General features: G+C 68.9%; 24 protein-coding genes and 1 pseudogene. 11 read left to right on the top strand and 14 right to left on the bottom strand.

Translation table 11 applies throughout. From position 1 onward, the window contains the following. Positions 1-105 precede the first annotated feature (105 nt). Positions 106-984 (top strand): helix-turn-helix transcriptional regulator, encoded by an 879-nt coding sequence (locus LRS03_RS05595; protein WP_257824406.1) that lies wholly within the window; start codon positions 106-108, stop codon positions 982-984. On the opposite strand, the gene cueR is transcribed toward LRS03_RS05595, so the two are convergent. The 3 genes from cueR to LRS03_RS05610 form a co-directional block, all read right to left on the bottom strand. Then, positions 966-1,385 (bottom strand): Cu(I)-responsive transcriptional regulator, encoded by a 420-nt coding sequence (gene cueR / locus LRS03_RS05600; protein ID WP_257824407.1) that lies wholly within the window; start codon positions 1,383-1,385, stop codon positions 966-968. The two genes, LRS03_RS05595 and cueR, sit on opposite strands and share 19 nt — an antisense overlap. 110 nt (positions 1,386-1,495) lie before the next feature. After that, complete coding sequence (locus LRS03_RS05605; protein ID WP_308296395.1) at positions 1,496-3,712, bottom strand: heavy metal translocating P-type ATPase; 2,217 nt, start codon at positions 3,710-3,712, stop codon at positions 1,496-1,498. A gap of 97 nt (positions 3,713-3,809) precedes the next feature. Beyond that, a complete protein-coding gene (locus LRS03_RS05610) occupies positions 3,810-4,010 on the bottom strand; it encodes a hypothetical protein (RefSeq protein WP_257824408.1) in 201 nt (66 codons plus the stop codon). A 196-nt stretch (positions 4,011-4,206) separates the two neighbouring features. Here LRS03_RS05610 and LRS03_RS05615 point away from each other — a divergent pair, with 196 nt between their 5' ends. From LRS03_RS05615 to LRS03_RS05630, 4 genes are read left to right on the top strand one after another with little or no spacing between them, the layout of a single operon-like run. After that, complete coding sequence (locus tag LRS03_RS05615; protein WP_257824409.1) at positions 4,207-6,414, top strand: ATP-binding protein; 2,208 nt, start codon at positions 4,207-4,209, stop codon at positions 6,412-6,414. 48 nt (positions 6,415-6,462) lie between these two features. Next, positions 6,463-8,445, top strand: coding sequence for a malto-oligosyltrehalose trehalohydrolase (treZ, locus tag LRS03_RS05620; RefSeq protein ID WP_257824410.1), 1,983 nt, complete (start codon positions 6,463-6,465; stop codon positions 8,443-8,445). After that, positions 8,442-10,514, top strand: coding sequence for an amylo-alpha-1,6-glucosidase (locus LRS03_RS05625; RefSeq protein ID WP_257824411.1), 2,073 nt, complete (start codon positions 8,442-8,444; stop codon positions 10,512-10,514). Before treZ ends, LRS03_RS05625 begins: the two co-directional genes overlap by 4 nt. A gap of 37 nt (positions 10,515-10,551) precedes the next feature. After that, a complete protein-coding gene (locus tag LRS03_RS05630; RefSeq protein WP_257824412.1) occupies positions 10,552-10,746 on the top strand; it encodes a hypothetical protein in 195 nt (64 codons plus the stop codon). A gap of 12 nt (positions 10,747-10,758) precedes the next feature. Here LRS03_RS05630 and LRS03_RS05635 read toward each other — a convergent pair whose 3' ends face one another. The 3 genes from LRS03_RS05635 to LRS03_RS05645 all read right to left on the bottom strand — a co-directional run bounded on the left by LRS03_RS05635 (position 10,759) and on the right by LRS03_RS05645 (position 14,032). Beyond that, positions 10,759-12,651: a sensor histidine kinase, YfiR-like protein-associated gene (locus LRS03_RS05635; protein ID WP_257824413.1), complete on the bottom strand. Its 1,893-nt coding sequence runs from the start codon at positions 12,649-12,651 to the stop codon at positions 10,759-10,761. A gap of 17 nt (positions 12,652-12,668) precedes the next feature. Beyond that, entirely contained in the window at positions 12,669-13,286 is a 618-nt protein-coding gene (locus LRS03_RS05640; RefSeq protein ID WP_257824414.1) for a TOL_0243 family YfiR-like periplasmic protein, read from the bottom strand. 113 nt (positions 13,287-13,399) lie between these two features. Further along, entirely contained in the window at positions 13,400-14,032 is a 633-nt protein-coding gene (locus LRS03_RS05645) for an alpha/beta fold hydrolase (RefSeq protein WP_257824415.1), read from the bottom strand. 218 nt (positions 14,033-14,250) lie between these two features. Here LRS03_RS05645 and LRS03_RS05650 point away from each other — a divergent pair, with 218 nt between their 5' ends. The 5 genes from LRS03_RS05650 to LRS03_RS05670 all read left to right on the top strand — a co-directional run bounded on the left by LRS03_RS05650 (position 14,251) and on the right by LRS03_RS05670 (position 18,417). Continuing rightward, positions 14,251-14,448, top strand: coding sequence for a hypothetical protein (locus LRS03_RS05650; protein WP_257824416.1), 198 nt, complete (start codon positions 14,251-14,253; stop codon positions 14,446-14,448). 145 nt (positions 14,449-14,593) lie between these two features. After that, positions 14,594-15,829: a phosphoglycerate dehydrogenase gene (gene serA, locus LRS03_RS05655; RefSeq protein WP_257824417.1), complete on the top strand. Its 1,236-nt coding sequence runs from the start codon at positions 14,594-14,596 to the stop codon at positions 15,827-15,829. A gap of 86 nt (positions 15,830-15,915) precedes the next feature. After that, on the top strand, positions 15,916-16,602 hold the full coding sequence (locus LRS03_RS05660) for a TetR/AcrR family transcriptional regulator (protein ID WP_257824418.1): 687 nt from the start codon (positions 15,916-15,918) through the stop codon (positions 16,600-16,602). A gap of 100 nt (positions 16,603-16,702) precedes the next feature. Continuing rightward, complete coding sequence (locus tag LRS03_RS05665) at positions 16,703-17,959, top strand: ABC transporter substrate-binding protein (protein ID WP_257824419.1); 1,257 nt, start codon at positions 16,703-16,705, stop codon at positions 17,957-17,959. After that, positions 17,881-18,417, top strand: coding sequence for a periplasmic substrate-binding domain-containing protein (locus LRS03_RS05670; protein ID WP_257829435.1), 537 nt, complete (start codon positions 17,881-17,883; stop codon positions 18,415-18,417). Before LRS03_RS05665 ends, LRS03_RS05670 begins: the two co-directional genes overlap by 79 nt. Before the next feature lie 97 nt (positions 18,418-18,514). Here LRS03_RS05670 and LRS03_RS05675 read toward each other — a convergent pair whose 3' ends face one another. From LRS03_RS05675 to LRS03_RS05680, 3 genes and pseudogenes are all read right to left on the bottom strand, one after another. Beyond that, on the bottom strand, positions 18,515-19,078 hold the full coding sequence (locus LRS03_RS05675; RefSeq protein WP_257824420.1) for a porin: 564 nt from the start codon (positions 19,076-19,078) through the stop codon (positions 18,515-18,517). A gap of 55 nt (positions 19,079-19,133) precedes the next feature. Next, positions 19,134-19,673 (bottom strand): annotated as a pseudogene (locus tag LRS03_RS26780) (porin); the annotation flags it as partial. A 28-nt stretch (positions 19,674-19,701) separates the two neighbouring features. After that, positions 19,702-20,850, bottom strand: coding sequence for an amidohydrolase family protein (locus tag LRS03_RS05680; RefSeq protein ID WP_257824421.1), 1,149 nt, complete (start codon positions 20,848-20,850; stop codon positions 19,702-19,704). A 167-nt stretch (positions 20,851-21,017) separates the two neighbouring features. Between LRS03_RS05680 and LRS03_RS05685 the strand changes: the two genes are divergently transcribed. Next, complete coding sequence (locus tag LRS03_RS05685) at positions 21,018-21,257, top strand: hypothetical protein (RefSeq protein WP_257824422.1); 240 nt, start codon at positions 21,018-21,020, stop codon at positions 21,255-21,257. Positions 21,258-21,266: 9 nt separating this feature from the next. Here LRS03_RS05685 and LRS03_RS05690 read toward each other — a convergent pair whose 3' ends face one another. The 5 genes from LRS03_RS05690 to LRS03_RS05710 form a co-directional block, all read right to left on the bottom strand. Continuing rightward, positions 21,267-21,779, bottom strand: a complete 513-nt coding sequence (locus tag LRS03_RS05690; RefSeq protein ID WP_257824423.1) for a hypothetical protein — start codon at positions 21,777-21,779, stop codon at positions 21,267-21,269. An 11-nt stretch (positions 21,780-21,790) separates the two neighbouring features. After that, positions 21,791-22,960, bottom strand: a complete 1,170-nt coding sequence (locus LRS03_RS05695) for a zinc-dependent alcohol dehydrogenase (protein ID WP_257824424.1) — start codon at positions 22,958-22,960, stop codon at positions 21,791-21,793. A 58-nt stretch (positions 22,961-23,018) separates the two neighbouring features. Beyond that, entirely contained in the window at positions 23,019-23,834 is an 816-nt protein-coding gene (gene nudC, locus LRS03_RS05700) for an NAD(+) diphosphatase (RefSeq protein ID WP_257824425.1), read from the bottom strand. 94 nt (positions 23,835-23,928) lie between these two features. Beyond that, positions 23,929-25,500, bottom strand: coding sequence for a carboxylesterase/lipase family protein (locus LRS03_RS05705; protein ID WP_257824426.1), 1,572 nt, complete (start codon positions 25,498-25,500; stop codon positions 23,929-23,931). Next, a complete protein-coding gene (locus LRS03_RS05710; protein WP_257824427.1) occupies positions 25,497-26,246 on the bottom strand; it encodes a GntR family transcriptional regulator in 750 nt (249 codons plus the stop codon). Before LRS03_RS05710 ends, LRS03_RS05705 begins: the two co-directional genes overlap by 4 nt. Positions 26,247-26,275: the final 29 nt, after the last annotated feature.

A 26,275-nucleotide genomic window follows, 5' to 3' on the forward strand; every position in this document is an offset into this window, starting at 1 on the left:
AGTGCAGCACCACCGCTCCGCAATCACCCTCGACTGAGGACAATCGAGTAGAGACAGGCCGACACCCCCACCTAGACTGGTTGTCGTTGTGGGAAGGAACTGTCCATGAACGAATTGCCGGTGCCGGTTGCGGCACCCTCCGCGCACCTTGGCACGCTTGCGCCTGGCGTGGCCGACCCGTCGCTTGCCTCGCCGGTCATGCCGGTGCCGCCCGCTCACGAGAATGCCTACGTCGTGCAAGGCGGGGTGATGTACACCGCCCCGTCGCTGCGCACCTGCACCATGCTGCGCCGCAGTGGCGGCATCGTGGTGTCGGCGAATGGCAAGCCCTTCGAGCTGCACATGAAGGGCGAGGTCACGCACCACCAGGCGCTGGTGGTCAAGCCGCTGGTCGAGCACCGCTTGCTCGCCGAAGACACGCCGATCGTGTCGCTGCTGGTCAACCCGCTGCACCCGATGTTCCGCATGTTCCGCGGCATGCCCCGGCATGGCGTGATGTCGCTGCCGCGCGAGGCCTTCGCCTACCACGAGCCACAGCTGCAGGCGGCCAGCGGCGGCGAGTTCGACGGCGCCCAGGGCGGCCTGCTCTACAACGGCCTGATCTCGACCGTGGCGCGCTACCTGCCCCCCGTCACGCACAGCGCCATCGACGACAAGGCCGACCATGTCGTCGCACTGCTGCACGCCGACGTGAACCGCAGCCTCGACGAGCTGGCCCGCAGCGTGGGCGTGTCGTACACGCGCATGTCGCACCTCTTCACGCAGTCGCTGGGCATCTCGCTGCGCAACTACCAGCTCTGGCTCAAGATTCACAACGCGCTCAACATGCTCTACAGCGGCACCACGCTGACCGAGATCGCCCGCACCAACGGGTTTGCCGATCTGGCCCACCTCTCGCGCGTGTCGCGTCAGGCGCTGGGCGCGCCGCTCACCCACTTCCGCTCCAGCGCGTCGCTGAAGAAGATCTACTGCCCCGCGGCCTGAGGCACGTCGGCCAATGAATCGATGATCGGGCAGTCGGGCCGGTCGTCGCCCGCACAGCAGTGCACCAGGTGCGAGAGCGTCGCCTTCATCGCCTGCAGCTCGCGCAGCTTCTGGTCGATCTCGTCGAGGTGCGTCTGCGCGAGCGCCTTCACCGTGCGGCTCGGACGGCGGCGGTTCTGCCACAGGTCCAGTAGCGCGCGGATCTGCTCCAACGAGAAACCGAGGTCGCGCGAGTGACGGATGAAGCGCAGCGTGGCCAGCTCCTTGTCGCCATACAGCCGGTAGCCGGCTTCGGTGCGGCGCGCTTCGGGGAAGAGGCCCACGCTTTCGTAGTGGCGGATCATCTTGGCCGACACGCCGGTGGCTTGCGCGGCCTGGCCAATGTTCATCGGTGTGCTCATGACAGCTCCTCGTCCGCCGGGTACGTCGGCCGATCCCCCCGGGGGGATGGCGGGCCGGCTTGGGAGCGGCCCGGCGCTTGGCCCGTCCCAACAGGTTGACACAGGGTGTCTCATGTCGTCTCCTTGTCGGCCGAAGCGCCTTGCCAGCGGCGCAGCAACAGCGCGTTGGTCACCACGCTCACGCTGCTGAAGGCCATGGCCGCTCCGGCAATCACCGGGCTCAGCCAGCCGAGCGCGGCGAGCGGAATGCCCAGCACGTTGTAGGCGAAGGCCCAGAAGAGGCCCTGCCGGATCTTGGCGTAGGTGCGACGCGACACGTCGAGCGCATCGGGCACCAGCAGCGGGTCACCGCGCATCAGCGTGATGCCGGCGGTTTCCATCGCGACGTCGGTGCCGGTCGACATCGCGATGCCCACCTGCGCGGCCGCCAGAGCCGGCGCGTCGTTGATGCCGTCGCCCACCATCGCCACCACTTCGCCGTTCGCCCGCAGCGACTGCACGATCGAGGCCTTGTCGGCCGGCAGCACCTCGGCGCGCACGTCGGTAATGCCGAGCGCCTCGGCCACGGCGCGGGCGCTGCCGCGGTTGTCGCCCGTCAGGAGCACCGTCTTCACGCCCAGCACGTGCAGGCGCTTCACGGCCGAGGCCGCATTGGGCTTGAGGGCGTCGCCGAACGCGAGCAGTCCCAGCAGCGAGGCGCCGCCCTGGCCGTCGAGCGCGACCAGCCACGACAGCGTGCGGCCGTGGGCCTCGAGCGCCTGCGCCTGGTCGTGCAGCGGGCCGGCCTGCAAACCGGTCTCGTGCAGCAGCCGCGTGCTGCCAAGCTGCAGGGTGTGCCCTTCGACCACCGCCTCGACGCCGCGGCCGGGCAAGGCACGTGCAGCCGTCGACGCCGGCACCTCGACCGCCTCGCTGCGTGCCCGCTCCAGCACCGCGACCGCGAGCGGATGGCTGCTGCTGCGCTGCAGGGCGGCCGCAAGGCGCAGCACGTCGTGCGCGGTGTGGCCGGGCGCCGGCTCGATGGCCACCACCGCCGGCTTGCCCTCGGTGAGCGTGCCGGTCTTGTCGAACGCGATCGTGGTCACCGCGTGCGCGACTTCCAGCGCTTCCGCATCTTTGATGAGGATGCCGCGTCGCGCCGCCACGCCGGTGCCGGCCATGATGGCCGTCGGCGTGGCCAGGCCCAGCGCACACGGGCAGGCGATCACGAGCACCGCCACCGCGTTGATGAGCGACTGTTCGAGCGTGCCGCCTGCGAGCATCCACCCGATGAAGGTCAGCGCCGCGATGCCCAGCACCACCGGCACGAAGACCGCACTCACCCGGTCGACCACGCGCTGGATCGGCGCCTTGGCGGCCTGCGCCGACTCGACCATGCGGATCACCCGCGCCAGCGTGGTCTCGGCACCGATCGCGAGCGTCTTCACTAGCAAGGCGCCTTCGGCGTTGATGGCACCGCCCGTGACCCGGTCGCCCACGTGCTTGGCCACCGGCCGGCTCTCGCCGGTGATCAGCGATTCGTCAAGGTGGCTTGCGCCTTCGACCACTTCGCCGTCGACCGCCACCCGCTCGCCGGGGCGCACGACCACCAGGTCGCCGACCTGCACCGACTCGATGGGCAGCGCCAGCTCGGCACCACCTCGCCGCACGGTGGCGGTGGTGGGCCGCAGGGCGTTGAGTGCGCGGATGGCGTCGGCCGTCTGCCGCTTGGCGCGCTGCTCCAGCCACTTGCCGAGCAGCACCAGCGTGATGACGGCGGCCGAGGCTTCGAAATAGAGATGCGGCATGCCGTCGTGGCCCGCATGCTGCCACATGAGATAGAGCGAGAGGCCGAAGGCCGCCGAGGTGCCGAGCGCGACCAGCAGGTCCATGTTGCCGGCACGGGCGCGCAAGGCCTTCCAGCCGGCAACGTAGAAGCGCGCGCCGAGCCAGAACTGCACCGGCGTGGCCAGCGCCAGCTGCCACCACGGGTCGAGCATCAGCTGTACGCCGAAAAGCGCCAGCGCCATCGGCAGCACCAAAGGCAGCGTGAGCGCCGCGCTCACCGCCACCGGCCACCAGGTGGGCGCCGCGGGGCGGGTGGCCTGCGCCGGCAGCTCGTGCACGACTTCACGGGCGCTGTAGCCGGCCTTCTCGACCGCGGCGAGCAGGTCGGCCAGCGGCACGCTGGCTGCGGCGCTCACGCTGGCCTTTTCGGTGGCCAGGTTGACCGCGGCCGCGGTCACGCCCTGCACCTTGAGGAGCGCTTTTTCGACGCGGGCCACACACGAGGCGCAGGTCATGCCTTCGACCTGCAACTGGACATCGGAAGAAAGTGAGGTGTTCATGAAGCCATGTTCATGCTTCCCATCATAGGAAGGTCAAGGCCTCTGACTTTCCCACACTGGACAGCAGGTGGCTTCGATCCAGCTCAAGCGTCGGGCGCTACTTGGGCACAGCGGAGTCGTCGTCGCTCGAAGGGGGCTCCGGGGCCATGCCGCCAGGCACCGCAAGGGCGGTGGGCGCGAGGGGGTCGGCGTCCGGGGTGCCGAGTTCGAGATCTCGCAACAGCTGGCGGGTGGCGGCGAGCTGCTGGCTCAACTGGTTGAGCGATCCGCTCAGCTCCGCCTGCTCCTGAGGGCGCATGCCTGCGAAGTCTGATTCGCGAAACGCGGGTTTCGCACTCTGCCGCCCGACCGATGTCTTTCTCATTGACTGCAACCCTTCGCGGCATCGTAGGCACTGCAACACAACACTTGCAGCACTGAAATTCGCATGCGCTTGTCGGAATCGTCCTACGTGGAGGGGCCTTTGGGCAAAGGCGCTGTGCTAGAAACGGCAGATGCGGATTCGCTCGCTCCTGTTGCTCGTCACCACTGTCATCTTCGTGCCGGGCTTCCTTGCCGCCGTGATGGCGGTCCAGAAGGTCCGCGAAGGCGAGCGCACCGCCGCGCTCAACGGCCTGCGCGAAACGGTGCGAGCCTCGGCCCTGCTGGTCGACGTGGAGATCCAGCGCTCGATCGGTGCGCTGACGGCGCTGGCCCAGTCGGAGTCGCTGCGCGAGGGTGACCTTGCCGCCTTCTATGAACAGGCCAAGGGCGCCAACCGCCCCCCGCACGTATGGACCTTCCTGCTCGATGAGGACGGCAACCAGTTGCTCAACACGCTGGAGCCGCTGGGCAGCCCACTGCCCGCGGCCCCCAAAGCGCGCATCCAGCAGGCTCTCAACTCGGGCCAGCCGGTGGTGACCGACCTGATGGTGGGACCCGTCTCCGGCAAGCTCCTCACGGCGCTCTACGTGCCCACCGACACCCTCAACGGCAAGCGCTACGTCATCGCACATGCCTACTCGGTGGACCACTGGCGCGCGACCGCGCTTCAGGTGGAGAACGGCTCCACCGCCACCATTGGCGTGATCGACGGGACGGGCCGCTTCATCTCGCGCAACGTCAACGCCGACACCACGCTCGGCAAACCGGCGCGGCCCGAACTGGTGGCGGCCGCCGAGGCGGCGCCGGAAGGCTTGATCCGGCACGACACGCTGGAAGGCGTGGACTCATACGACGCCTTCACGCACTCCGAGCAGACGGGCTGGACCGTCGCGGTGGCGATGCCGGTGAGCACCATCGAGCGCTCAATCACCCACGCGGTGCTGTGGCTGGCGGTGAGCGGGCTGCTGGCGCTCGGCGCCGCGGTGCTCGCGGCCTACTACCTCGGCCGCACCTTCATGCGTGCCATCGACAACGCCTCGCGCGCCGCCGAAGCGGTGGGCGCCGGCCAAACGCCGAGCCTCGGTGCGACGCGCCTGGTCGAGGTCCAGGCCCTCTACGACGCATTGGCCGGCGCCGGCCGGCTGTTGACGCAGGAGCGCCAGTCGCGTGAAGCCGCCGAGCGCGAGCGCGAGCAGCTGCTGGCGCGCGAGACCGCACTGCGTGAAGCCGCCCAGCGCGAAAACACCGCGAAGGACCAGTTCCTCGCCCTGCTCGGCCACGAGCTTCGCAACCCGCTGGCCGCCATCGCCGGCGCCACCGCGGTGCTCAGCCACGAGCGCAGCCCGCCCGAGGCGCGCGAGAAGTTCCTCTCCATCATCCAGCGCCAGAACCGCCACCTGAGCCACATCGTCAACGACCTGCTCGACGTGAGCCGGCTCATGTCGGGCAAGATCGTGCTGGAGGCGCGCCGCATCAACCTTGCCGAGTGGGTGACGAGCTGTGCCGACGCGCTGCGTACCACCGAGAAGGCTGCGGGTCACAAGATCGTGGTGCAGGCCGACGACGCGTGGGTGCTGGGCGACGGGGTGCGCATCGAGCAGATCGTCAACAACCTCGTCTTCAACTCGCTCAAGTGCTCGCCGGAAGGCACCGAGGTGCGCATCACGGTGAAAGACGACGGCGAGCACGCCGTGCTCTCGGTGCAGGACCAGGGCATTGGCATCGACGCGGCGCTGCTGCCGCGCATCTTCGAGCCCTTCGTGCAGGGCCCGCCGTTGCCGGGGCGCATGTCGAGCGGGCTGGGCATCGGCCTCGCGCTCGTGAAGCAGCTGGTCGCCCTGCATGGCGGCGAGGTGACGGCGCACAGCGCCGGCCCGGGCCAGGGGGCCACCTTCACCGTGAGGTTTCCGAAGGCCGTGGCCGGCACGCAGCCCGGCCAGCGCGTGCCGGTGGCCGGCGCCGGCGCGCGGCGCGTGCTGCTGGTCGAAGACGACCGCGATGCGATGGCAGCGATGTCGGAGTTGCTGCGCCTGATGGGCCACGAGGTGGTGGCCGCGCGCAACCGCGACGAAGCCCTTGCCGCCATCGACGCCCACGCCATCGACCTGGTGCTGCTCGACATCGGCCTGCCCGGCCACGATGGCTACGCGGTGGCCACCGAGTTGCGCAACCGCCCGGGCTCGCGCCGCATGCCGCTGATTGCGCTGACGGGCTATGGCCGAGAGGCCGACCGCGCACGTGCGCTGGCCGCAGGCTTCGATGCACACCTCTCCAAGCCGGTCGACCCCGACCTGCTCGCTCGCACCATCGAGCAGGCCACCGCACAGCGCCCCCTCTGAAGCGAGGGGTCGCCGGCCTGGCGGCACCGTCTTTGCCAGCAATTGGCAATGAACGCACCGCCCGCCATATTCCGGTCAGATTTGCACCCTCCTCCCGCTCGGCTGCCGATCGGTGCACATCCTTTGGCGGAGGGCGCGGGGGTGTCGTTTCGCGTCTGGGCCCCCGAGCGCCGCTCGGTCGACGTGGCGCTTGAGACAGCCAGCGGCGCGCGGCACCATGCCCTCACGAAAGACGCCGAGGGCTACTTCGCCGGTGTGGTGAAAACGGCTGCGACCGGCTCGCGCTACCGCTTTCGGCTCGATGGCGACATCACCCGACCCGACCCGGCCTCGCGCCATCAGCCCGAAGGACCGCACGGCCCTTCCGAGGTGATCGACGCATCGCGGTTCGCATGGACCGATGCCGGCTGGCGCGGCCTGCCGCTGGCCGGCCAGGTGCTGTACGAGTTGCACGTGGGCACCTTCACCCGCGAAGGCACCTGGGCAGCCGCGATGCGCGAGCTGCCAGCACTCGTGGCGCTGGGCATCACCGCCATCGAGCTGATGCCGGTGGCCGAGTTCCCCGGCCGCTTCGGCTGGGGGTACGACGGTGTGTGCTGGTTCGCACCCTCCCATCTTTACGGCAAGCCCGACGACATGCGCCACTTCGTCGACCATGCCCATGCGCTCGGCCTCGGCGTGCTGCTCGACGTGGTCTACAACCACTTCGGGCCCGACGGCTGCTACCTGCGCGACTTCTCGGCGTCGTACGTCAGCACCAGCCGCCGCAGCGAATGGGGCGACACGCCCAACTTCGACGGGCCAGGTGCTGCAGGCGTGCGTCACCTGGTGCTTTCGAACGTGGCGCACTGGATCGGCGAATACCACCTCGACGGCCTGCGGCTCGACGCCACGCAGAGCATCTTCGACGACTCGTCGCCGCACATCCTCGACGAGATCGGCCAGTGCGTGCGTCACGCCGCCGGCGCGCGCGCCACGCTCGTCGTCAACGAGAACGAGCCGCAGCACGCCAGGCTCGTGCGCCCGCGCGAAGACGGTGGCTACGGCCTCGACATGATCTGGAACGACGACTGGCACCACAGCGCCGTGGTCGCCGCCACCGGCCAGGACGAGGCCTATTTCACCGACCACCGCGGCAGCGCGCAGGAGTTCGTCTCGGCCGCGAAGTACGGCTTTCTCTACCAGGGCCAGTGGTACCGCTGGCAAGCACAGCGGCGCGGTGCGCCGGCCTTCGACCTCGCGCCGCTGCGCTTCGTGCACTTCCTCGAAAACCACGACCAGGTCGCCAACCACGGCCACGGCGAGCGGCTGCACCAACTGTGCAGTCCGGGCCGCTGGCGTGCGCTGACGGCCCTTCTGCTGCTCGGACCGCAGACGCCGATGCTCTTCCAGGGACAGGAGTTCGCCAGCAGCGCACCCTTTCTCTTCTTCGCCGACCACGCGCCCGATCTGGCCGCGCGGGTGCTGAGTGGCCGACGCGACTTCACCGCCCAGTTCGCCAACCTCGCCCCGCGCGAGGTGGCCGACACCCTCGCCCTGCCCCACGAGGCGACGAGCTTCGAGCGCTGCAAGCTCGACCACGCCGAGCGCGAGCACGGTGCGCATCGCCGGGCCTGGCAGCTGCATCGCGACCTGCTGGCGCTGCGCCGCGAAGACGCATGCCTGCGACGGGCGCAGCTGCAACGCCATGTGGACGGCGCGTTGCTCTCGCCCGACGCCTTCGTGCTGCGCTTCTTCGGCGAATGCCCGGGGGGCGACGACGACCGCCTGCTCGTCGTCAACCTCGGCCGCTCGCTTCACCTCGACCCGGCCCCGGAGCCGTTGCTCGCGCCGCCGGCCTGCGGCCCGTGGCGGGTGGCCTGGTCGAGCCAGGACCCACGCTACGGCGGCCTGGGCACGGTGCCGCCCGACGCGGCCGAGGCCGACCGACAGGTGCCCGGCCGCCCGTTGCCGCGGCCGTTCGACAACTGGCGCGTGCAAGGCGAGACGACCCTGCTGCTCGCGCCACCCCATTTCGAGGAGACCCTGTGAACACTGCCGAGAACACCGCCGTGACCGCTTCCGTCTTGCGACGGGTCGAGGCGCGCCCCCATGGCACCGACGACGAGGCCGGCGTCGCCCTCGGCCGCGAATGGCTCGTCACCAACGGCATCGGCGGTTATGCCTCGGCCAGCATCGCGGGCCTGGGCACCCGCAAGTACCACGGGCTGCTCGTCGCCGCACTGCCCAACCCGCTCGGCCGCACCGTGATGCTCAACCACCTGGTCGAAACCGTCGTGCTCGGGGACGGCACGCGGGTGCAGCTGAGCGGCGAAGAGCGCACCGGCAGCCGCCTGTCGCTGCCCGGCGTGCGGCGACTGAAGGAGTTCCGCCTCGAAGCGGGCCTGCCGGTGTGGACCTTCGAGGTCGACGGCCACGTGATCGAAAAGAGCGTGCTGATGCCACACCGGCAGAACACCACCCTGCTGCTCTACCGCATGATCGAGGGCCGCTCGCACCTGCGCCTGGAGCTGCGCCCGGCGCTGCACTTCCGCCACCACGAGGAGGAGCTCCGGTCCGAGCTGCAGCTCAACTACCGCTACAGCCTCGGCGAAGTCCACGAGATCACCTGCGACAACGGGCCCGCAGCGCTGCGCCTTCGCGCACACGGGCCCGACGTGGGCTTTCAGCAGCAGGCCGAGGAGCTGACCGAGCTGCACTACCGCATCGAGGCCGAACGCGGCTACCGTCACGAGGGCCGCCTGTGGAGCCCGGGCGTGCTGACGATGTCGCTGCTGCCTGGCGACACGGTGGCGCTGGTTGCCTCGACCGAGTCGATCGACATCATGAACGCGATGTCACCCGAGGAAGCGGTCGCCGCCGAGCTGGAGCGCCGCGCCCGCCTGTTGCGCCGCGCGCCGCGCGAGGCGCGCACCGGTGTCGCGGCCGAGCTGGTGCTGGCGGCCGACCAGTTCGTCATCACGCCCAACGGACGGCGCCGGGACACCGCCCGCGCCTGGGCCGAAGGCGACGAGATCAAGAGCGTGATCGCCGGCTACCACTGGTTCACCGACTGGGGCCGCGACACCATGATCAGCCTCGAAGGCCTGACGCTGTGCACCGGCCGCACGCAGGAGGCGGCGAGCATCCTGCGCACCTTCGGGCAGTACGTGCACGACGGGCTGCTGCCCAACATGTTTCCCGACGGCAGCAACGAGGGGCTCTACCACACCGCCGATGCAACGCTGTGGTTCTTCCACGCGCTCGACCGTTACCACGTGGCCACCGGCGACGACGCGCTGCTCGCGCGGCTCCTGCCGACGATGGTGAACATCGCCGAGAAGCACATCGAAGGCACGCGCTACGGCATCGGCGTCGACCCGGAAGACGGCCTGCTGCGCCAGGGTGCCGAGGGCTACCAGCTCACCTGGATGGACGCGAAATGCGACGGCTGGGTGGTCACCCCGCGTCGCGGCAAGGCGGTCGAGATCAACGCGCTGTGGTTCAACGCGCTGCGGGTGCTGGCCGGCTGGCTGCACCGCGCCGGCCGCTCGCGCGAAGGCGAGTTGTATGACCGCCGGGCCGACCACGTGCGCGAGAGCTTCAACCAGCGCTTTTGGTTCGCGCAAGGCGGCTACCTCTACGACGTGGTGGACGGTCCGCAGGGCAACAGCGCCGAGTGCCGGCCCAACCAGGTGTTCGCGATCTCGCTGCCCCACCCGGTGCTCGACCGCAGCCGCTGGGCCGAGGTGTTGCAGATCGTGCGCCAACGTCTGCTGACGCCCGTGGGGCTGCGCTCGCTGGCCCCCGGCAGCGCGAACTACGCACCGCGCTACTTCGGCACCCTGAAGGAGCGCGACGCCGCCTACCACCAGGGCACCGTCTGGGGCTGGCTGATCGGCCCCTGGCTCGACGCCTGGCGCAAGCAGCACCCGGGCGACGACGCCGGCGTGCGAGCCTGGCTCGACGGCCTGATCGCGCACATCGGCGACTTCGGCATCGGCTCGGTGGCCGAAGTGTTCGACGCCGAGGCCCCCTACACCCCGCGCGGCTGCATCGCGCAGGCCTGGAGCGTGGCCGAGCTGCTGCGCCAGCTGGTGGCCTGCCGGCCCGCCCCGTGACCGCCCCGGACCTTCCCCAAACCCGAGACATCGAACGATGAGCACACCCGCACAACACAACGCCCCGCGCAACGACAAACACCGCGACGAACTCGAGCGAGAGCGACGCGCGCTGCTGGAACGGGCGCGCCAGCTGGGCACCACGGCCGAAGAGCTGGGCGCCGAACTCGATGCTTTGGCCTTGCAGGCCGAAGCGGTGTTGCACCGCCTGCGCGGCGGCCGCCTGCACTGAGCCGGCCTGCGCTCAGTGCGCCGACCGCGCCTCGGGTTGGCGGCGGCCGGCGCTGGCCAGCAAGCCGCTCAGCAACGCCGGGTCGACCGGCTTGGTGAGGTGGTGGTCGAAGCCGGCCCGCAGCGCTTCTTCGCGGTCGCTCGCCTGGCCCCAGCCGGTGATGGCCACCAGCAAGGTGTCTTGCAGCGCGGGCTCTGCGCGCAGCTTGCGAGCCAGGTCATAGCCGTTGAGGTGCGGCATGCCGATGTCGAGCAGCGCGACATCGGGGGCTTCGCGGCGCGCGGCCGTCAACGCGGCGGCGCCATCGTGCACCACCTCGACGGTGTGGCCCGCGCCTCGCAGCAGCTCGGCCAGGCTGGTGGCGAAGTCGACGTTGTCGTCGGCCACCAGCACGCGCATCGGCGGTGCTTCGCCGCTGACCCGGCGCGGGGCCGGTGCCGCAGCCGCGGGCGGCAGCTGTGATGGCGGCTCCAGCGGCAGGCGCACGACGAAGCGCGAACCCTGATTGCGGCCCGCGCTGTGCACGGTGATCTCGCCGCCATGCAACTGCACCAGCTGGCGCGCGAGCGTGAGGCCGATGCCAAGGCCGGCACTGCCACGCTCCAGGCTTTTGTCGCCTTGCTCGAAGAGGTCGAAGATGCGGTGCTGCAGCGCCGGCTCGATGCCGAGGCCGCTGTCTTGCACTGCCACTTCGACCAGCCCGTCCACCCGCACCAGCGAAACCGCGATGCGCCCGCCGAGCGGCGTGTAGCGGCAGGCGTTGCTCAAGAGGTTGCTGAAGACCTGCGTCAGGCGGGCCGCATCGCCTGCCAGCGGCACCGTCACGCCGGGCTCCTCGAAGCTGAGCGACAGGCCCTTGTCGGCCGCCAGGCCCTGGAACAGCTCGACCGTGCTGCGCAGGATGTCCACCAGCTCGAGCCGCTCGATGCGCAGCGACAGCTTGCCGGTTGACACGCGCGACACATCGAGCAGGTCGTCGATCAGCCGCACCATGTGCGCAAGCTGGCGCTGCAGGATGGTCATCGACTTCTCGCGCACCTCGGGCGTGCTTTTCTCGCGCCGCAGCAGCGCCAGCGCGGTGGTCATGGGCGCGAGCGGGTTGCGCAGCTCGTGGGCGAGCGTCGCGAGGAACTCGTCCTTGCGGCGGTCGGCTTGGCGCAGCCCCTGCTCGGCCCGCACACGCTCGGCCATCTCGACTTCCAGCTCGCCGGTGCGCGCCTGCACCTCGGCCAGCATGTTGTTGAAGGCACTGACCAGCACGCCGATGTCCTGGTACTCCGTCTCGCGGGCGCGCAGGCCCCAGGCGCGCTTGCTCATCACTTCCTGCGCGACCTGCGTCATCTCGTCGAGCGGGCGCGACACACGGCGCAGCAGGCGGCTGAAGAAGAGCACCGCGATGCCCAGCCCCATCGACATCACCGCCACCAGGATGAGCCCGTAGGTCGCGATGCGGCCCAAGAGGTCGTGGCTGCCTTCGAGGTAGACGGTGCCCACGCGCTCGTCTTCGTGGCGGATCGGGTAGGCCATGGCGAGCGACGAGCCGCTGAACAGCACCCCCGCGCGCAGGAGCGCCGGGTCGACCGCGCTCGGCAGCGGCTCCTGGCCGCGGGCCCGGAAGAACGCGAAGACGCGGCCCTCCTTGTCGTAGACGGCAGCGGTGTGGATGCGCTGCTGCAAATGAAGCAGCGAGAGGTTTTCCTGGGCGGCGCGCGGGTCGTTGAAGACCAGCGCAGCAGCGCTGTTGTGGGCGATGAAGTCAGCCTGCGTGCGCATCTCGGCCGACCAGTTGCTTCGCGAGGTGAAGTACTCGTAGGTCAGCAGCGCCGCCGAGCACACCAGCAGCACGAGGAAGGTGGTGAGCAGCGAAGCCCGCGTGAGCTGCGACTGCAGCGTGGTGAGTTTCATGGGGCCTGAACGCGGCTTCATTTCACCACCCGCTCGGCCAGCGGCAGCAGGCGTGCACTGAGCTTGAGGCCGGCCGCTTCGGCCGCCGGCACCGAGGCCTCGAAGCGCAGACGCCCGTCGCTCTCGACGAAGCTCAGCGCGGCACCACGCTCCAGGCCCTGAGGCATGTCGGTGATGACGAGCACCGGCAGGCCCTTCACCGCGGCAATCCAGTCGCCGGCGCGCTTCCACGCACCGCGCCCGATCATCAGCATGTGCACCGTGGAGCCCTGGCGCGGCTCGGCCAGCTCGACCACCTGGATGGCGCGGTTCTGCACCAGGCGCCCGGCGACGATCTGCGCCAGGTCCTTGTGCAACACCGGCGCACCGACGATGCCGACGACGATGGGTGCTTCGGGAGATGAAAAACTCGCCTGCGGCCATTCGACGAAACCACAGAAGCGGTGCAGGTGCCCGGCCTTGGTCTCGTCGACGGTGGGTGCGGGTGCGGCCGGGGCCGTGGGCGCGGTCGCCTGTGCATGCGCGCCGACGGCCGCGCAACACAGCGCGAGCCTCGCCGACCAGCGCGACAGCAGGCGCAACAGGTCCCACCCTGCGAACTGCATGCGGGGGTGACGACGGAGGGCCAGGCTCATGGCAGCAGCAGCGGGCTCGGTCATGAAGGCGGCGATGGTAGCGCCGTACCCTGCCGTTTCTGCGTCATTCGTACAGCCCGTTGCACTTGTGCCGCGGGCCCGCCGGCGCGCTTTCAGCCGGGCGGTGCCAGGTGCGTGGCGAACCAGTCGAGCGCCAGCTGGGCCACCACGTCGAGCGTGCCCGCTTCAAGAAAATGGTGGGTCGCACGCGGTACCACGTCGATGCGCTTTTCGCAGCGCAGCCGGCTGAAGGCACGGCGGTTGAGGTCCACGATCTCGGGGTCGCCGGCTGCGACCACCAGCAAGGTCGGGCTGCGCACGTCGCCGAGCACTTCGCTCGCCAGGTCGACCCGACCACTGCGCGACACCAGCGCACGCAGTCCGTGTGGGCGGCACGCAGCGCAGTACAGCATCGCCGCAGCAGCGTGGTCAGACGCAAAGAGCCCGAGCGGCAGGTCCTTCACCGACGCGGGCAGGAGATCGAGCGCCTGATCGAGGCGACGCGCGAGCGCTTGCGCGTCGAGCGGTGGTTGCGCGTTGTCGCTTTCGTCGGGCGCGAGCAGTTCCAGGTCGAGCGTGGCGAAGCCACGCGCCTGCAGGCGCTGCAACACCGGTTGCAGCCGGCGTGACGTGCCGGTGTTGCCATCGGCGTGCACGCAAGCAACGAGGCCTTCCGCACCCCCCACACGGCACAACTCGGCGGGCGGCAAAGGGTGGCGGAGGGGGATGAGTGTGTGTTCGAGCATGCGAAGTTCCGTCCTCCCTAGATGCCGCAATTTCTTCATCTTTCAAGTCGTGGGTGCGAGGTACGCGGCCCCTTGCGGCGTGCGCGTCGCCGCTCAGCGTGGCGCATCCCAAGATGTAGCGCTGCGAGCAAACCGCGTGCTCGCAGTCGCCCCGCGGGCATGGCGGTTGCCCGTGAAAAGAACCGGAATCCCTCCGGCACTCACTGAAGGAGATCGCAATGACCCAACAGAACCGGGACCAGCAGGACCAGGCCAACCAAGCCAACCAGCCAGGGCAGCAAGGCGGCGGCAGCCGCAGCGGCCAGCAGCAGCAACAGGGTGGCCAAGGCGGTCAGCAAGGCGGCCAACCGCGGCGCCAGGAAGGGGGCAACCAGTCGGAGCGGGACCAGGACCGCCAGCGCGACCAGGAGCGCTGAGACCCAACGCGCGTTCAATCGAGGCCGGTCGACTGCATGGCCGGCCTCATCAGCGCGCTGCGCCCGCCCTGCCTGGGGCGGGCGCGTTCTTTTGCGGGTGGCACTGCCCGCACTGAGGGATAGGCGCGTGGTCAACAATGCGCCCATGACCGCACCGCGCCTTTCTGTCCCCAAGCACAAGCTCAAGTTCGTCCTGCTCGAAGGCATCCACCCCTCGGCGGTGGAGCTGATCCAGCGCGACGGTTACTCCGACATCGTCACCTCCCCGAAGGCCCTGGCCGGGGCCGAACTGCGCGAGGTGCTGGCCGATGCGCATTTCCTGGGCATCCGATCGCGTACCCAGCTCACGGCCGAGGTGCTGCAGGCCGCACCCAAGCTCACGGCGGTGGGTGCGTTTTGCATCGGCACCAACCAGATCGACCTGTCTGCCGCGCTCCAGCTGGGCATCCCGGTGTTCAACGCGCCGTTTTCCAACACGCGCAGCGTGGCCGAGCTGGTGCTGGCCGAGATCATCATGCTGATGCGCGGCATTCCGCAGAAGAACGCCCTGCTCCACCGCAACGGCTGGTCGAAGAGCGCCGAAGGTTCGTTCGAGGTGCGCGGCAAGACGCTTGGCATCGTGGGCTATGGTCACATCGGCACGCAGATCGGCGTGCTGGCCGAGCAGCTGGGCATGGTGGTGGTGTTCCACGACATCGAGTCGAAGCTCACGCTTGGCAATGCGCGCCAGCTCGCGAGCCTCGATGAAGTGCTCAAGCGGTCCGACGTCGTCACGCTGCACCTGCCGGAACTGGCATCGACCAAGGGCCTGATCGGCCACGCGCAGATCCAGGCGATGAAGCCCGGTGCGCACCTCATCAATGCCTCACGCGGCACGGTGGTCGACATCGAAGCACTGACCGAGGCACTGGAAAGCGGCCACATCGCCGGCGCGGCGATCGACGTCTTCCCCGTCGAACCGCAAGGCAACGATTCCAGGTTCGAATCGCCGCTCACCCGCTTCGACAACGTGATCCTCACGCCGCACATCGGGGGCTCCACGCTGGAAGCCCAGGCCAACATCGGCCGCGAGGTGGCCGACAAGCTCATCCGCTACAGCAACAACGGCTCGACCACGAGCGCGGTCAACTTCCCCGAGGTCGCACTGCCCGAGCACACCGGACGCAGCCGGCTGCTGCACATCCACCGCAACGTGCCGGGCGTGATGGCGCGGGTGAACGAGCGGCTGTCCAAAGCCGGTGTCAACATCGCGGCGCAATACCTGAGCACCCGCGAGGACGTGGGCTATGTCGTGATCGACGTGGACAGCGGCTCGCCCGAGGTGGCGATGGCCGACCTGTGCAGCCTGCCCGACACCATCCGCTGCCGCATCCTTTACTGACCCGGTTTTGTTGACGCGACGCAGGCCGCGCAGCGCGTCGCGGCGATATGCTCTCGGCCGCCCTTCCCATCTGCATGAGGACCCGAGTGCCGACCGCCGCCGCCCCACGTGCCCGCCGCATGGCCCCCGAAGAGCGCAAGGAGCAATTGCTCGACAGCGCCGTGGCCCACATCCTCGAACGAGGCCTGTCGGATTTCTCGCTCGAAAAAGTCGCGGCCCGCGCGGGGGTCAGCGTGCCGCTGATCTACAAGTACTTCCCCAAGCGTGAAGACATCCTGAAGGCGGTGCTCGAGCGCGAGTACCAGTATCTTGGCGCGCGCAAGCTCGCCGCACTGCCGGCCGACGTGCCGCTCGAGCCGCTGATCCGCAACTCTCAGAAGCACGGCTTCGAATACCTGTATGAGCGTGGCCCGATCATCCGCCTGCTGGCGAGCGACCGGGCAGTGTTCGACCTCGTGCGCCGCCGCGGCAAGGACGAGCGCGCCGCCATCACCGAGCATTTCATCGACCGCATCGTCGAAACCTACGGCATCCCGCGACAGGTGGCACTGGTGTGCTCGATCCTCGTGGTCAACGCGCCCATCCTCTCGGGGCGTGCCTTGAAGCGCGCCGGGGTGAGCGCAGAAGAAGCGGCCAACATCTGGACCGACTTCGCGCTCGGCGGCTGGGCGGGGTTGCAGAAGCGTTTCGAGGCCAAGGCCGAGCGCGCACCCGCTGCCAAGACCGCCGCCAAGACCGCCGCAAAACGCAAGGCCGCGAAGACAAAGGCCTGAGCTTGAGCTTCAGGGCTTCTGCTGACGCGCCTTTAGTAGATGCTATTTATATTAGTGGGATGCCGGCTCTCTTCTTCATCGTTCGATGAGGCCCTTCTCCATGACGAATTCGACTCCTCTGTCCTCGCGGCGCCGCGCGCTCGCCGCGGCTGCCGTGCTCACGCTCGCACCGGCCTGGTCGTGCGCACAAGGAAGCGCACCTGAAACACCGCAGCCCGGCGGCACGCTCAACATCGGCACCCTCGTCTACACGCTCAATGCCGGCTCGTTCGACCCGGCCGACTGGTCGTGGAAGTTGAACAACGACCTCGGCCTCACCTACGAGCAACTCATCGTGGCCGATCTCTCCAAGGCCAGGAGCCGTGGCGGCCCGCACCGCTTCATCGCCGACGCCTGGCTGCCGCACGACGGCATGCGTGGCGAACTGGCCGAGCGCTGGCGGCTGCTCGACAACCCGCTGCGTGCCGAGTTCGAGCTGCGCAAGGGCATCATGTTTCCCGCCAAGCCGGGCGTGATGGAAGCGCGTGAGCTGACCGCCGAAGACGTGGTCTTCAGCTTCAACCGCATCAACCAGAGCCCGAAGAAGATCCCGGGCTACTTCGACCACGTGGCCAAGGTCGAGGCCACGGGCAAGCACACCGTCGTCTTCACCTTCAAGAACTACAACAGCGAGTGGGACTACCGCTTCGGCTGGGGCTACTACTCCGCCATCGTGCCCAAGGAGGTGGTGGCCGCCGGCGCCGGCAACTGGAAGAACGTCAACGGCACCGGCCCCTTCATGCTCACCGACTACATCCAGGGCAACTCGTCGACCTTCACCCGGAACCCCAACTACTGGGACAAGGAAAAGATCGGCAACCAGGAGCACAAGCTGCCCTTCGTCGACAAGATCAGCTACCGCGTCATCAAGGAAGAAGCCACGGCGCTGACTGCGCTGCGCACCGGCAAGCTCGACGTGCTCGAACTCGTGAGCTGGTCGGCCATCGACGAGCTGAAGAAGACCGCGCCCAAGCTCAAGACCTCGCGCTGGCTCGGCATCTCGGGCACGGTGATCGGCATGCGGGTCGACACCAAGCCGTTCGACGACGTGCGGGTGCGGCGCGCCCTCAACATGGCCATCGACAAGCAGGCCATCATCAAGGGCTACTACGGCGGCAATGCCGAGATGTTCGTGCACCCGCAGCACCCCGACTACACCGGCTACTACGAGCCGCTGTCGGCGATGCCGGCGTCCATCCAGGACTCTACACCTACGACCCCAAGAAGGCGAAGAAGCTCCTGGCCGACGCCGGCTACCCCAATGGCTTCGAGTTCAAGGTGCAGGTCAGCGGCAACACGCAGAACCACGACCTGGTGACGCTGGTGTCGGCCTACCTCGAAAAAGTGGGCGTGAAGGTCAAGCTCGTCATCACCGAGCCGGGTGCGATGCAGAAGGCGCTCTTCACCGGCACCAACGAGCCGGGCTTCTACTTCGTCAACACCATCACCAACCCGACCACCTCGCTGCGCAAGAACTTCACCAGCAAGGCGACCTTCAACCCATCGCGCTGGAAAGACCCGAACTTCGACAAGAAGATGGAAGAGATCGTCGCCGAGCCCGATGAGAAGGTGCGCCAGGTGAAGGTGCGGCTCCTCACGCGAGAGATCCTCGAGCAGGCGCCCTACATCTGGCTGCCCACGCCCTACGTCTACACCGCGTGGTGGCCGTGGGTGAAGAACTACGGCGGCGAGCTGCGCGCAGGAGCCGAGCGGCCCGGCCCGATCCACACCCGCATGTGGGTGGACCAGGCGCTCAAGAAGAAGATGGGCTACTGATCAGGGCGGGCGTCGAAGCCCTCAGTGGTGCAGACGACGCTCCCAAAAAAAGCCACCCGGCACGAGGCCGGATGGCGCACCTTGGAGACGGGTGAAATCAGAAGTTGTGTGCGATGCCGGCCTGCAGGGCACGGGCCGAGCCACCGGCCACCGGCGCGAAGCCGGAGGAGATGAAGTTGTAGGCCGCGGTGTTCTTGTTGTCGAAATCGACGAAGGTCGTGTAGATCGCGGTGCGCCGGGAGAGGTTGTAGGCCACGCCGAGCGAGATCTGGCGCGAGTCGGCGTTTTCCACGCCCTTGTCGTTGCGCACCACGTACGAGGCCTTGAGCACCGTCGGCCCGATGCCCCAGCTCATGCCGAGCAGCGTGTCGACCACTTCGCGGTCGCGCTCGGTGCCGATGGCGGGCGTGGCCAGCGAGCCGTAGGCGTCGAGCGTCTGCGAATGGACGAAGCCCATGAGGCGGAAATTGCCCGGCAGCGTGTACCAGCCGCCCAGAGACCAGATCGAGAGCTTGTTGTCCGACGCCACGGTGAGCGGCGTGAGCGACGTGCCCATGTCGGTGAGCGGCGCATCGGTGCGCGAATAGCCGCCGGCCAGGAGCAGCGGCCCGTTCTGATAAGTGGAGCCGACCCCCCATGAAGCGTGGCCCCACGCCTTCACCTGCCGCCGCCTGCACGTAGACCTGCAGGCCGTTCACCAGGCTGCGCGGGATGTGATAGGCCACCGAGTTGCTCACCCGCACGAGCGTCGGCAGCGCGAGCGCGCCCTTGTAGAACGGCTGGTAGTTCACCGAGCCGCCCACCCCGGCCGTGCCCCAGGGATCGAAGTACGCCACCGGCGCGAAGGTGGTGGTGTAGTCGCGGCCGAAACGCACTTCGCCGGCCGGGGTGAAGAGGCTGACGGTGGCCTTGCGGTTCCACGTCATGCCGCCGCCGGTCGACGCGCCGGTGACACGGTTGTTCGTGTTGGTGGGCACGCCGTTGCCGGTGTCGCTGCTGGCCTGGGACTCCAGATAGAAGTGCGCGCGAAAGCCGCCGCCCAGGTCTTCGGTGCCGGTGAATCCCAGCTTGGTGACATACGTGCCGGCGTCACGCACCTGCCAGAGAGAGCCGCGCCCTTCGGCCCGCACGCGGGTCAGGTTGCCGTCGACGCCGCCGAAGACCGTGAGGCTGCCGCCGGACTGCGCTGCGGCGCCGGCGGCCACGAGCGCGCCTACCAGGGCCGCGGCCGCACGGGCCGCGCTGGTTCGATTCATGGTGTCTCCTCGTTCTTGTGGTGATGAATCAGGCGGCACGCATCATCTGTTCGAAGTTCTTCGAATAGAACAGCGTGCGGGCCTCGTCCGACAGCGCGCCCATCGAGCGCTCGAAGCGGCCGATCGGGTCGTTGGTGCCTTCGGGGTGCGGGTAGTCGCTCGAGAAGAGGAAGAGCCCGGGCCCCGCATCGGCGATCATGCGGCCCACGTCTTCGCTCGGGAACGGCGTGAACTTGAGGGCGCGGCGAATCTGCTCCGAGGGCTTCAGCTTGAACGACGCGAGCATCGGGTCGCTCTTGGCGAAGACTCCGTGCGCGATGTCGAGGCTGCGCAGGAACTGCGGCACCCAGCCCGCGCCCAGCTCGATCACGCCGCCGCGCAGTGTGGGGAATCGCTCGAACACCCCGTCGCTCACCATCGACGAGATGAAGAGCTGCGGCGCCATCGGCAGCGCCACCAGGTCGCGAAAGCGCAGGTTCTCACCACCGCCGTGCACATCGGGCGGGCGGGGGCGGCCGGTCTGGTCATAGCCCTTGGGCTGGATCGACGCGCCGGCACCCACGTGCAGCATGAACGGAATGCCCGACTCGCTCAGCTCGCGCCAGACCGGGTCGAGGTCGGGGTGTCCGGGCGCGCGATTGCCCGCCGGTTGCGTGGGAATCCAGAACGCGCCGCAGCCCAGGCGAATGCCCTCGCGGATCTCGCGCAGCGCGAGTTCGGGCTCCGACAGCGACACCTGGCCGACGGCGATCAACCGCTTGTCGACCCGGCAGAACTCGGTGATCCCACGGTTGTGGGCCCGCACGCCGCCGTAGCGCACGTCGATGTCTTCGTGCGAGAGGTACTGCCCGCCCGCGAAGGTCGAGAACACCAGCTGACTGGCGAATCCCAGGTCGTCGAGCGCCCGAGGCCGCTCGGCCGCCGCGATCGCGCCCAGCGCCGCCCAGCCCTTGGGCCCGGCGACGACGTTGCTGCTGATGGCGGCGGTCTTCTCGGCGTCTTTCACCCGCTCGACCTGGCGCTGGATGTGCTCGTAGGTGCTGCTGCCCGCCTTGGCGAGGTTGAGCGGCTTGAGCCGGTCGCGGATCTCGGCGTCGGCATAAGACGAAACCCAGTCCGGGGTCTCCATCAGGTGGCTGTCGGCGTCGTGCATGACGCGCTGTGCGGCGTAGGGCATCGGCTCTCCTGCTGCGGGGCGCAAGGTTGTAGTAGAGAAATTCTCTACTAGCGATTGCACTTGGCACAAGCGAGGGAATTCCCTTCGCCGAGGAGACGCCTGCGCGACACGGGAATGGCGCTTGCCGCAGGAAGAAGCCCGAGCACTGCCACCAGAGGAATTCCAAGATGTACCTCCGATTGCGCAAGCGCAAGAAGCCCCTCCCCACCGACCCGTCGAACCCTGCGCCGGCCGACGCCACCGTCGAACCGGCCACCGGCCCTGGCGAATTGCCCTCCTCGAGTTCCAGCGACTGGGTGCCCGCCGAACCCAACGAGGCCACGCCGGGCGCGAGCCCCGGCATCAGCACCCCGCGCCACCCCAACCGCGGCAAGGCCCGCGAGTCGGCGCGCGGTTCACATCGCTGACTGTTGCAACTAATGCAGCGTGTACGGCTTGAGCGCCGTCGGCGTTTGCAGGTCGGGTGCGGCCTGCATCGCGTCGCGCGCCTTGCCGCGCATCTCGTCGGGTGACAGCGCCATCCCCACGCGGTCGCTGTAGTCGCGCGGTGGCTCGGCCTGCCGGATCGCATCGCGACGCGCGGTTTCTGCCATCCACACGTCGAGCGCCGTCACGCCCATCACCGCGGCCAGCGACAGCGCGGTGTTGCGCCGCTTGTGGGGGTTCGACACCAGGTCGGCCGCCAGCGTGGCCAGATCCAGGGCGTCGCCAGCCACCCTCGCCCACAGCCAGGGCTGCGGGTCTTTCGCGGCGAGCAAGCCGATGCCGGTCGCGATTTCCCGTGCGCCATAGGCTTGCAGCAAGTTCTTCCCGTAATGCACGCCGGTCGCCTTCGCCGTGGCCTTCGGTGCCAGCAGCTCGGCCACGCCGAGGGCGATGCTGAACCAGCCCAGTCCCTTGGCCATCGCGGCGCGGGTGTTGTCTTTCATGGTGCGTCTCCTCAGGGCTTGAGCACGACCTTGATGCAACCGTCCAGCTTGTCGCGGAAGGTCTTGTACATCTCGGGCCCCTGTTCGAGGCTGGCCGTGTGGGTGATGACGAAGGCCGGGTCGACCTGGCCGTCGACGATGCGCTGGAGCAGATCGTCCGTCCAGCGGTTGACGTGGGTCTGCCCGGTGCGCACGGTGAGGCCCTTGTTCATCAAGGCGCCCATCGGCAACTTGTCGATCAGTCCGCCGTACACACCGGGGATCGAGAGGATGCCCGCCGGCCGGCACACGTAGATCATCTCGCGCAGCACGTGCGGCCGATCGGTCTCGAGCATCACCGCCTGCTTGGCCCGGTCGTAGAGCCCGTCGATGGCGCGGGTGGCATGGCTCTCCATGCCGACCGCGTCGATGCACTTCTCGGGACCCTTGCCCTTGGTCAGCTGCTGCAGCCGCTCGATCACGCTCTCTTCCTCGAAATTGATCGTGATCGCACCGCCGGCCTTGGCCATCGACAGCCGCTCGGGCAGCCGGTCGATCGCGATCACCTGTCTGGCGCCCAGCATCACGGCGCTTCGGATGGCGAATTGCCCCACCGGCCCCGCGCCCCACACCGCCACCGTGTCGGTGGGCTGGATGTCGCAGGCCATGGCCGCCTGCCAGCCGGTCGGGAAGATGTCACCGAGAAAGAGCACCTGTTCGTCGGCCAGCCCATCGGGAATCTTCACCGGCGCCACATCGGAGAACGGCACGCGCACGAACTCGGCCTGGCCTCCGGCATAGCCGCCGGTGAGATGCGTGTAGCCGAAGAGCCCCGCCGTGGTGTGGCCGAACACCTTGTCGGCCAGGTCCTTGTTGCGGTTGGTGGTCTCGCAGACCGAGAAGTTGCCGCGCCGGCACTGCTCGCATTCGCCACAGCAGATGGTGAAGGGCACCACCACCTTGTCGCCGACCTTGAGCTTCTTGTTCCCGGGGCCGACTTCCATCACCTCGCCCATGAACTCGTGGCCCATCACGTCGCCCTTCTCCATGCCCGGCATGAAGCCGTCGAAGAGGTGGAGGTCGGAGCCGCAGATGGCGCAGCTCGTCATCTTGATGATGGCGTCGCGCGGGTGCTCGATCTTGGGGTCGGGCACCGTGTCGTAGCGGATGTCCTTCTTGCCGTGCCAGCAAAGCGCTTTCATGGTGCGGTCTCCTTCACAGTGTTTTGGGCACTGCGCGGCAAACCGCGTTCCGGCGCGCTCAGCCCAGGGTGCCGTCCTGCATCGCCTTGACCGTGTCGCGGATCAGGTGGCCCGACACCGAAAACCGCGGCGGCACGTTGGGCAGCGCGTCGATCGGGAACCACTGCGCGTCTTCGATCTCGTCTTCCTGCCGCACGATCTCGCCGCCCGCCCAGCGTGCGGTGAAAGCGCACATCAGGCTGTGCGGGAAGGGCCAGCTCTGGCTGCCGTAGTAGCGCAGGCTGTCGACGTTCACCCCCACCTCTTCGGCCACCTCGCGGTGCACGCAGTCTTCGAGCGACTCGCCCGCTTCGACGAAACCGGCGAGCGCGCTGTACATGCCCTTCGCGTAATGCGGCGAACGCGCGAGCAGCAGCTCGCCCGGGCGCCACACCAGCGCCATCATCGCGGGGCTCACCCGCGGGTAGGCTGTTTGCCCGCACGACGGACACACCCGCGAACGTTCGCCGGGGTGCAGGTCGGTCGGCGTGCCGCACACGCCGCAGTAGCGGTGGCTACGGTCCCACTCGACGATCTGCGCGGCGCGCCCGGCGAGCGCGCTCAGCTCCGGCGGCAAGGCCATCATGGCCGCGCGCAGCGGCACGGGCCGCCAGCCGGGAGGCGCCTCAGGCAGCACCAGCGCCCAGCAGTCGACGGCGGCCATTGTGCCGAGGTAGTGGCGGCCGATCGCCAGCGGCGCGAGCAGCGCGGTGGTGAGCGGCTGCAGGGCGATGCTGTCGGCCTCCGGGATGAGGATTTCGCGCCCGACGAAGGCGAAGTGCCAGGCGTGGTCGGTGAGCTGGGGCGAGGGTCGGCTGGCGGGAACGAAGCTCATGCGGGCGTGCGGCGCGGGCGCGGTGGTCCTGGACCCCGCATCATCGCCGGAACGCGCCCATCATGTGCGCGTCATGACATCGGCGAGCCGCGCGTCAGACGGCACGCTCCGACCAGTAGCGGCGCAGCGCCGCACGCGGGTCGTCGATCACCGTCTCGTGATCGGTGTCGACCACGAGCGTCGCGCGGCCCGGCAGCGTATAGCTCGGCCAGTGCGGCACGTTGGCGTTGTTGGGGTCGCCCTTGGCGGCGAACGAGGCCCACACCGACGACATCATCTTCGCCAGGCGACGCTGACTGTCCATCGGGCCGTTCAGCGCACGGCGGATGTCGTGCAGGCTCGGGCCGATGTCGACGCCGTGCGTGGCCCCGAATCGCCCGCCGTACGCGGGGCTCGGCGCCCGCCAGAGGTAGGCCCACACCGGCGCGCCGAGGGCCAGCGCCTTGCGCTCGGCCTGCAGGTGCGCGGCGCGGCGAAAGCCCATGTCGGTATCGAGACGCACCTGCAGCAGGTAGGGGCTGGCCGTCGGGTCTTCGTCGCGGTATTCCTTGAGCAGCAGCGCCGCGTCGGCCCCCACACGTTGCTTGAAGACGGCTTCGAGGCCGGCTTCGTCGAGGTCGAAGTTGACGGTGCGGTAGCTGCGCTCGTCGAGCGTGGTGCCGATGATCATCGGCACCTGGGCCGACACCTCCGGCGCGTCGGGGTCGAAGGGGTGGCGCGGCAGCAGGCCGTTTGCATGCACCACCGGCGCGAAGCTGCGCGGCGCTTCGCCGCGCGCCCGGTCGCCCATCTCCAGCGTGACTTGCGCGGCCAGCAGCTGCTGCATCGGCATCTCGTGCAGCCGCGGGATCTGCGCACGGCTCAGGCCCAGCACCGAGAGAAAGCGCTCGGCCTGGCCGGCCGCGTATTCGGGCGTGGCGAGTTTCAGCACCGAGCCGCTCATCACACCCGCCCGGTGAAAGAGCCCTGCCGCCTTCGGCATCGCCATCAGCGTGCTGGTCTTCGCACCACCGCCCGACTGGCCGAACACCAGCACGCGCGACCGGTCGCCGCCAAAGGATTCGACGTTCTCGCGCAGCCAGCGCAGTCCGGCCACGATATCGAGCATGCCGATCGCCCCCGAGTGGGCGTAGTCGCTGCTGAGCGACGAAAGATCGAGAAAACCGAAAGCGCCGAGCCGGTGGTTGAGCGTGACCACGACCGCATCGCCGTGCCGGGCAAGCATCGCGCCGTCGCAGCCGGGCGCGTTGCCCGAACCGCCGTACCAGCCGCCGCCGTGCAAGTGCACGATGACCGGCTTCCTCGCGTTGCGGTCGAGCGATGGCGTCCAGAGGTTGAGCACCAGGCAGTCTTCGCCCATGCCACCGGCCTGGAGGTCGAAGCTGATCAGGTCGGCGTAGTCGCGCAGGCGGCTCGACGGCGCCTGCGGTGCGAACTGGCCGTAGTTGGTGGCGTCGCGCACCCCGCTCCAGGTGGGCGGCGGCTCGGGGGCACGAAAGCGCCGGGCCCGGCCCGTGTCGGCGCCGTAGCGCAGGCCCTTGAAGGCATGCACGCCGTCGCTGGTCAAGCCCCGCACCCGCCCTTGCGCCGTGTCGACCTCGGGGAACAGGTCTTCGGCGCGGATCATCCTGGGGGCCGATCGGTCGGCGGGTGCGGCGAGGCTCATGAGGTGGTCTTTCGTCTCTTGGCCGCCGGCAGCGGCACGGGGTGGGCAGGAGCCGCCTCGGCGGTCGTCTGCGCGGCCAGCACCAGCTGGACCATCGCGTCGCCACCGAGATCGATGTGCTGGTGCATCGCACGCGCCGCCGCGGCGGCGTCACCGTCGCGGATGGCCTGCACGATCAGGTGATGCTCTTTGTCGGACGCCTTCATGCGGCCGGGTTTGTCCATGCTGCGCTGGCGGTAGGCGGCGAGCGTGCGGCGCACCGAGCGCACGTGCTCCACCAACACCGGGTTGCCGCTCGCCTTGTAGATGACCTCGTGCAGCACCGCGTTCGCGCGCTCGTAGCCGCGCCGGTCTTGGGCCTGGGCACAGGCCGAGGCTTTCGACAGCGCCACTTCAAGCTCCTTGCATTGCTCGCGGGTGGCGCGGCGCGCGGCGAGGCTCGCCACGATCGACTCCAGCTCCGACAGCGCTTCGAGCGTGGCCACAAGTTCAGCCGGCGTCGCCTTGCGCACGTAGATGCCCGAGCGCGGCGCGATCTGCACCAGCCCTTGCGTCGCCAGCACCAGCAGCGCTTCGCGCACCGGTGTGCGAGAGGTCTTGAACTGCGCGGCCAGCGCCTTCTCGTCGATCGCGCTGCCGGGTGGCCAGCTGCCCGAGAGGATCTCCTGCTCGACGGCGATGCGGATGCGGTCTTGCAGGCTCGCGCTCGTGCTGGCTGCAGATTGACGGGCCAGAATCAGGTCCATGATCTAATATATCAAAAGTCACTTTATAT

It is taken from the genome of Rhizobacter sp. J219 (assembly GCF_024700055.1).
Lineage (GTDB): Bacteria > Pseudomonadota > Gammaproteobacteria > Burkholderiales > Burkholderiaceae_C > Rhizobacter.

Excerpts from the sequence above, each read along its gene's own strand:
- LRS03_RS05595 (WP_257824406.1), top strand. The coding sequence starts at position 106 with ATGAACGAATTGCCGGTGCCGGTTGCGGCACCCTCCGCGCACCTTGGC.
- cueR (WP_257824407.1), bottom strand. The coding sequence starts at position 1,385 with ATGAGCACACCGATGAACATTGGCCAGGCCGCGCAAGCCACCGGCGTG.
- LRS03_RS05605 (WP_308296395.1), bottom strand. The coding sequence starts at position 3,712 with ATGAACACCTCACTTTCTTCCGATGTCCAGTTGCAGGTCGAAGGCATG.
- LRS03_RS05610 (WP_257824408.1), bottom strand. The coding sequence starts at position 4,010 with ATGCGCCCTCAGGAGCAGGCGGAGCTGAGCGGATCGCTCAACCAGTTG.
- LRS03_RS05615 (WP_257824409.1), top strand. The coding sequence starts at position 4,207 with ATGCGGATTCGCTCGCTCCTGTTGCTCGTCACCACTGTCATCTTCGTG.
- treZ (WP_257824410.1), top strand. The coding sequence starts at position 6,463 with ATGAACGCACCGCCCGCCATATTCCGGTCAGATTTGCACCCTCCTCCC.
- LRS03_RS05630 (WP_257824412.1), top strand. The coding sequence starts at position 10,552 with ATGAGCACACCCGCACAACACAACGCCCCGCGCAACGACAAACACCGC.
- LRS03_RS05635 (WP_257824413.1), bottom strand. The coding sequence starts at position 12,651 with ATGAAACTCACCACGCTGCAGTCGCAGCTCACGCGGGCTTCGCTGCTC.
- LRS03_RS05640 (WP_257824414.1), bottom strand. The coding sequence starts at position 13,286 with ATGAGCCTGGCCCTCCGTCGTCACCCCCGCATGCAGTTCGCAGGGTGG.
- LRS03_RS05645 (WP_257824415.1), bottom strand. The coding sequence starts at position 14,032 with ATGCTCGAACACACACTCATCCCCCTCCGCCACCCTTTGCCGCCCGCC.
- LRS03_RS05650 (WP_257824416.1), top strand. The coding sequence starts at position 14,251 with ATGACCCAACAGAACCGGGACCAGCAGGACCAGGCCAACCAAGCCAAC.
- serA (WP_257824417.1), top strand. The coding sequence starts at position 14,594 with ATGACCGCACCGCGCCTTTCTGTCCCCAAGCACAAGCTCAAGTTCGTC.
- LRS03_RS05665 (WP_257824419.1), top strand. The coding sequence starts at position 16,703 with ATGACGAATTCGACTCCTCTGTCCTCGCGGCGCCGCGCGCTCGCCGCG.
- LRS03_RS05680 (WP_257824421.1), bottom strand. The coding sequence starts at position 20,850 with ATGCCCTACGCCGCACAGCGCGTCATGCACGACGCCGACAGCCACCTG.
- LRS03_RS05685 (WP_257824422.1), top strand. The coding sequence starts at position 21,018 with ATGTACCTCCGATTGCGCAAGCGCAAGAAGCCCCTCCCCACCGACCCG.
- LRS03_RS05690 (WP_257824423.1), bottom strand. The coding sequence starts at position 21,779 with ATGAAAGACAACACCCGCGCCGCGATGGCCAAGGGACTGGGCTGGTTC.
- LRS03_RS05695 (WP_257824424.1), bottom strand. The coding sequence starts at position 22,960 with ATGAAAGCGCTTTGCTGGCACGGCAAGAAGGACATCCGCTACGACACG.
- nudC (WP_257824425.1), bottom strand. The coding sequence starts at position 23,834 with ATGAGCTTCGTTCCCGCCAGCCGACCCTCGCCCCAGCTCACCGACCAC.
- LRS03_RS05705 (WP_257824426.1), bottom strand. The coding sequence starts at position 25,500 with ATGAGCCTCGCCGCACCCGCCGACCGATCGGCCCCCAGGATGATCCGC.
- LRS03_RS05710 (WP_257824427.1), bottom strand. The coding sequence starts at position 26,246 with ATGGACCTGATTCTGGCCCGTCAATCTGCAGCCAGCACGAGCGCGAGC.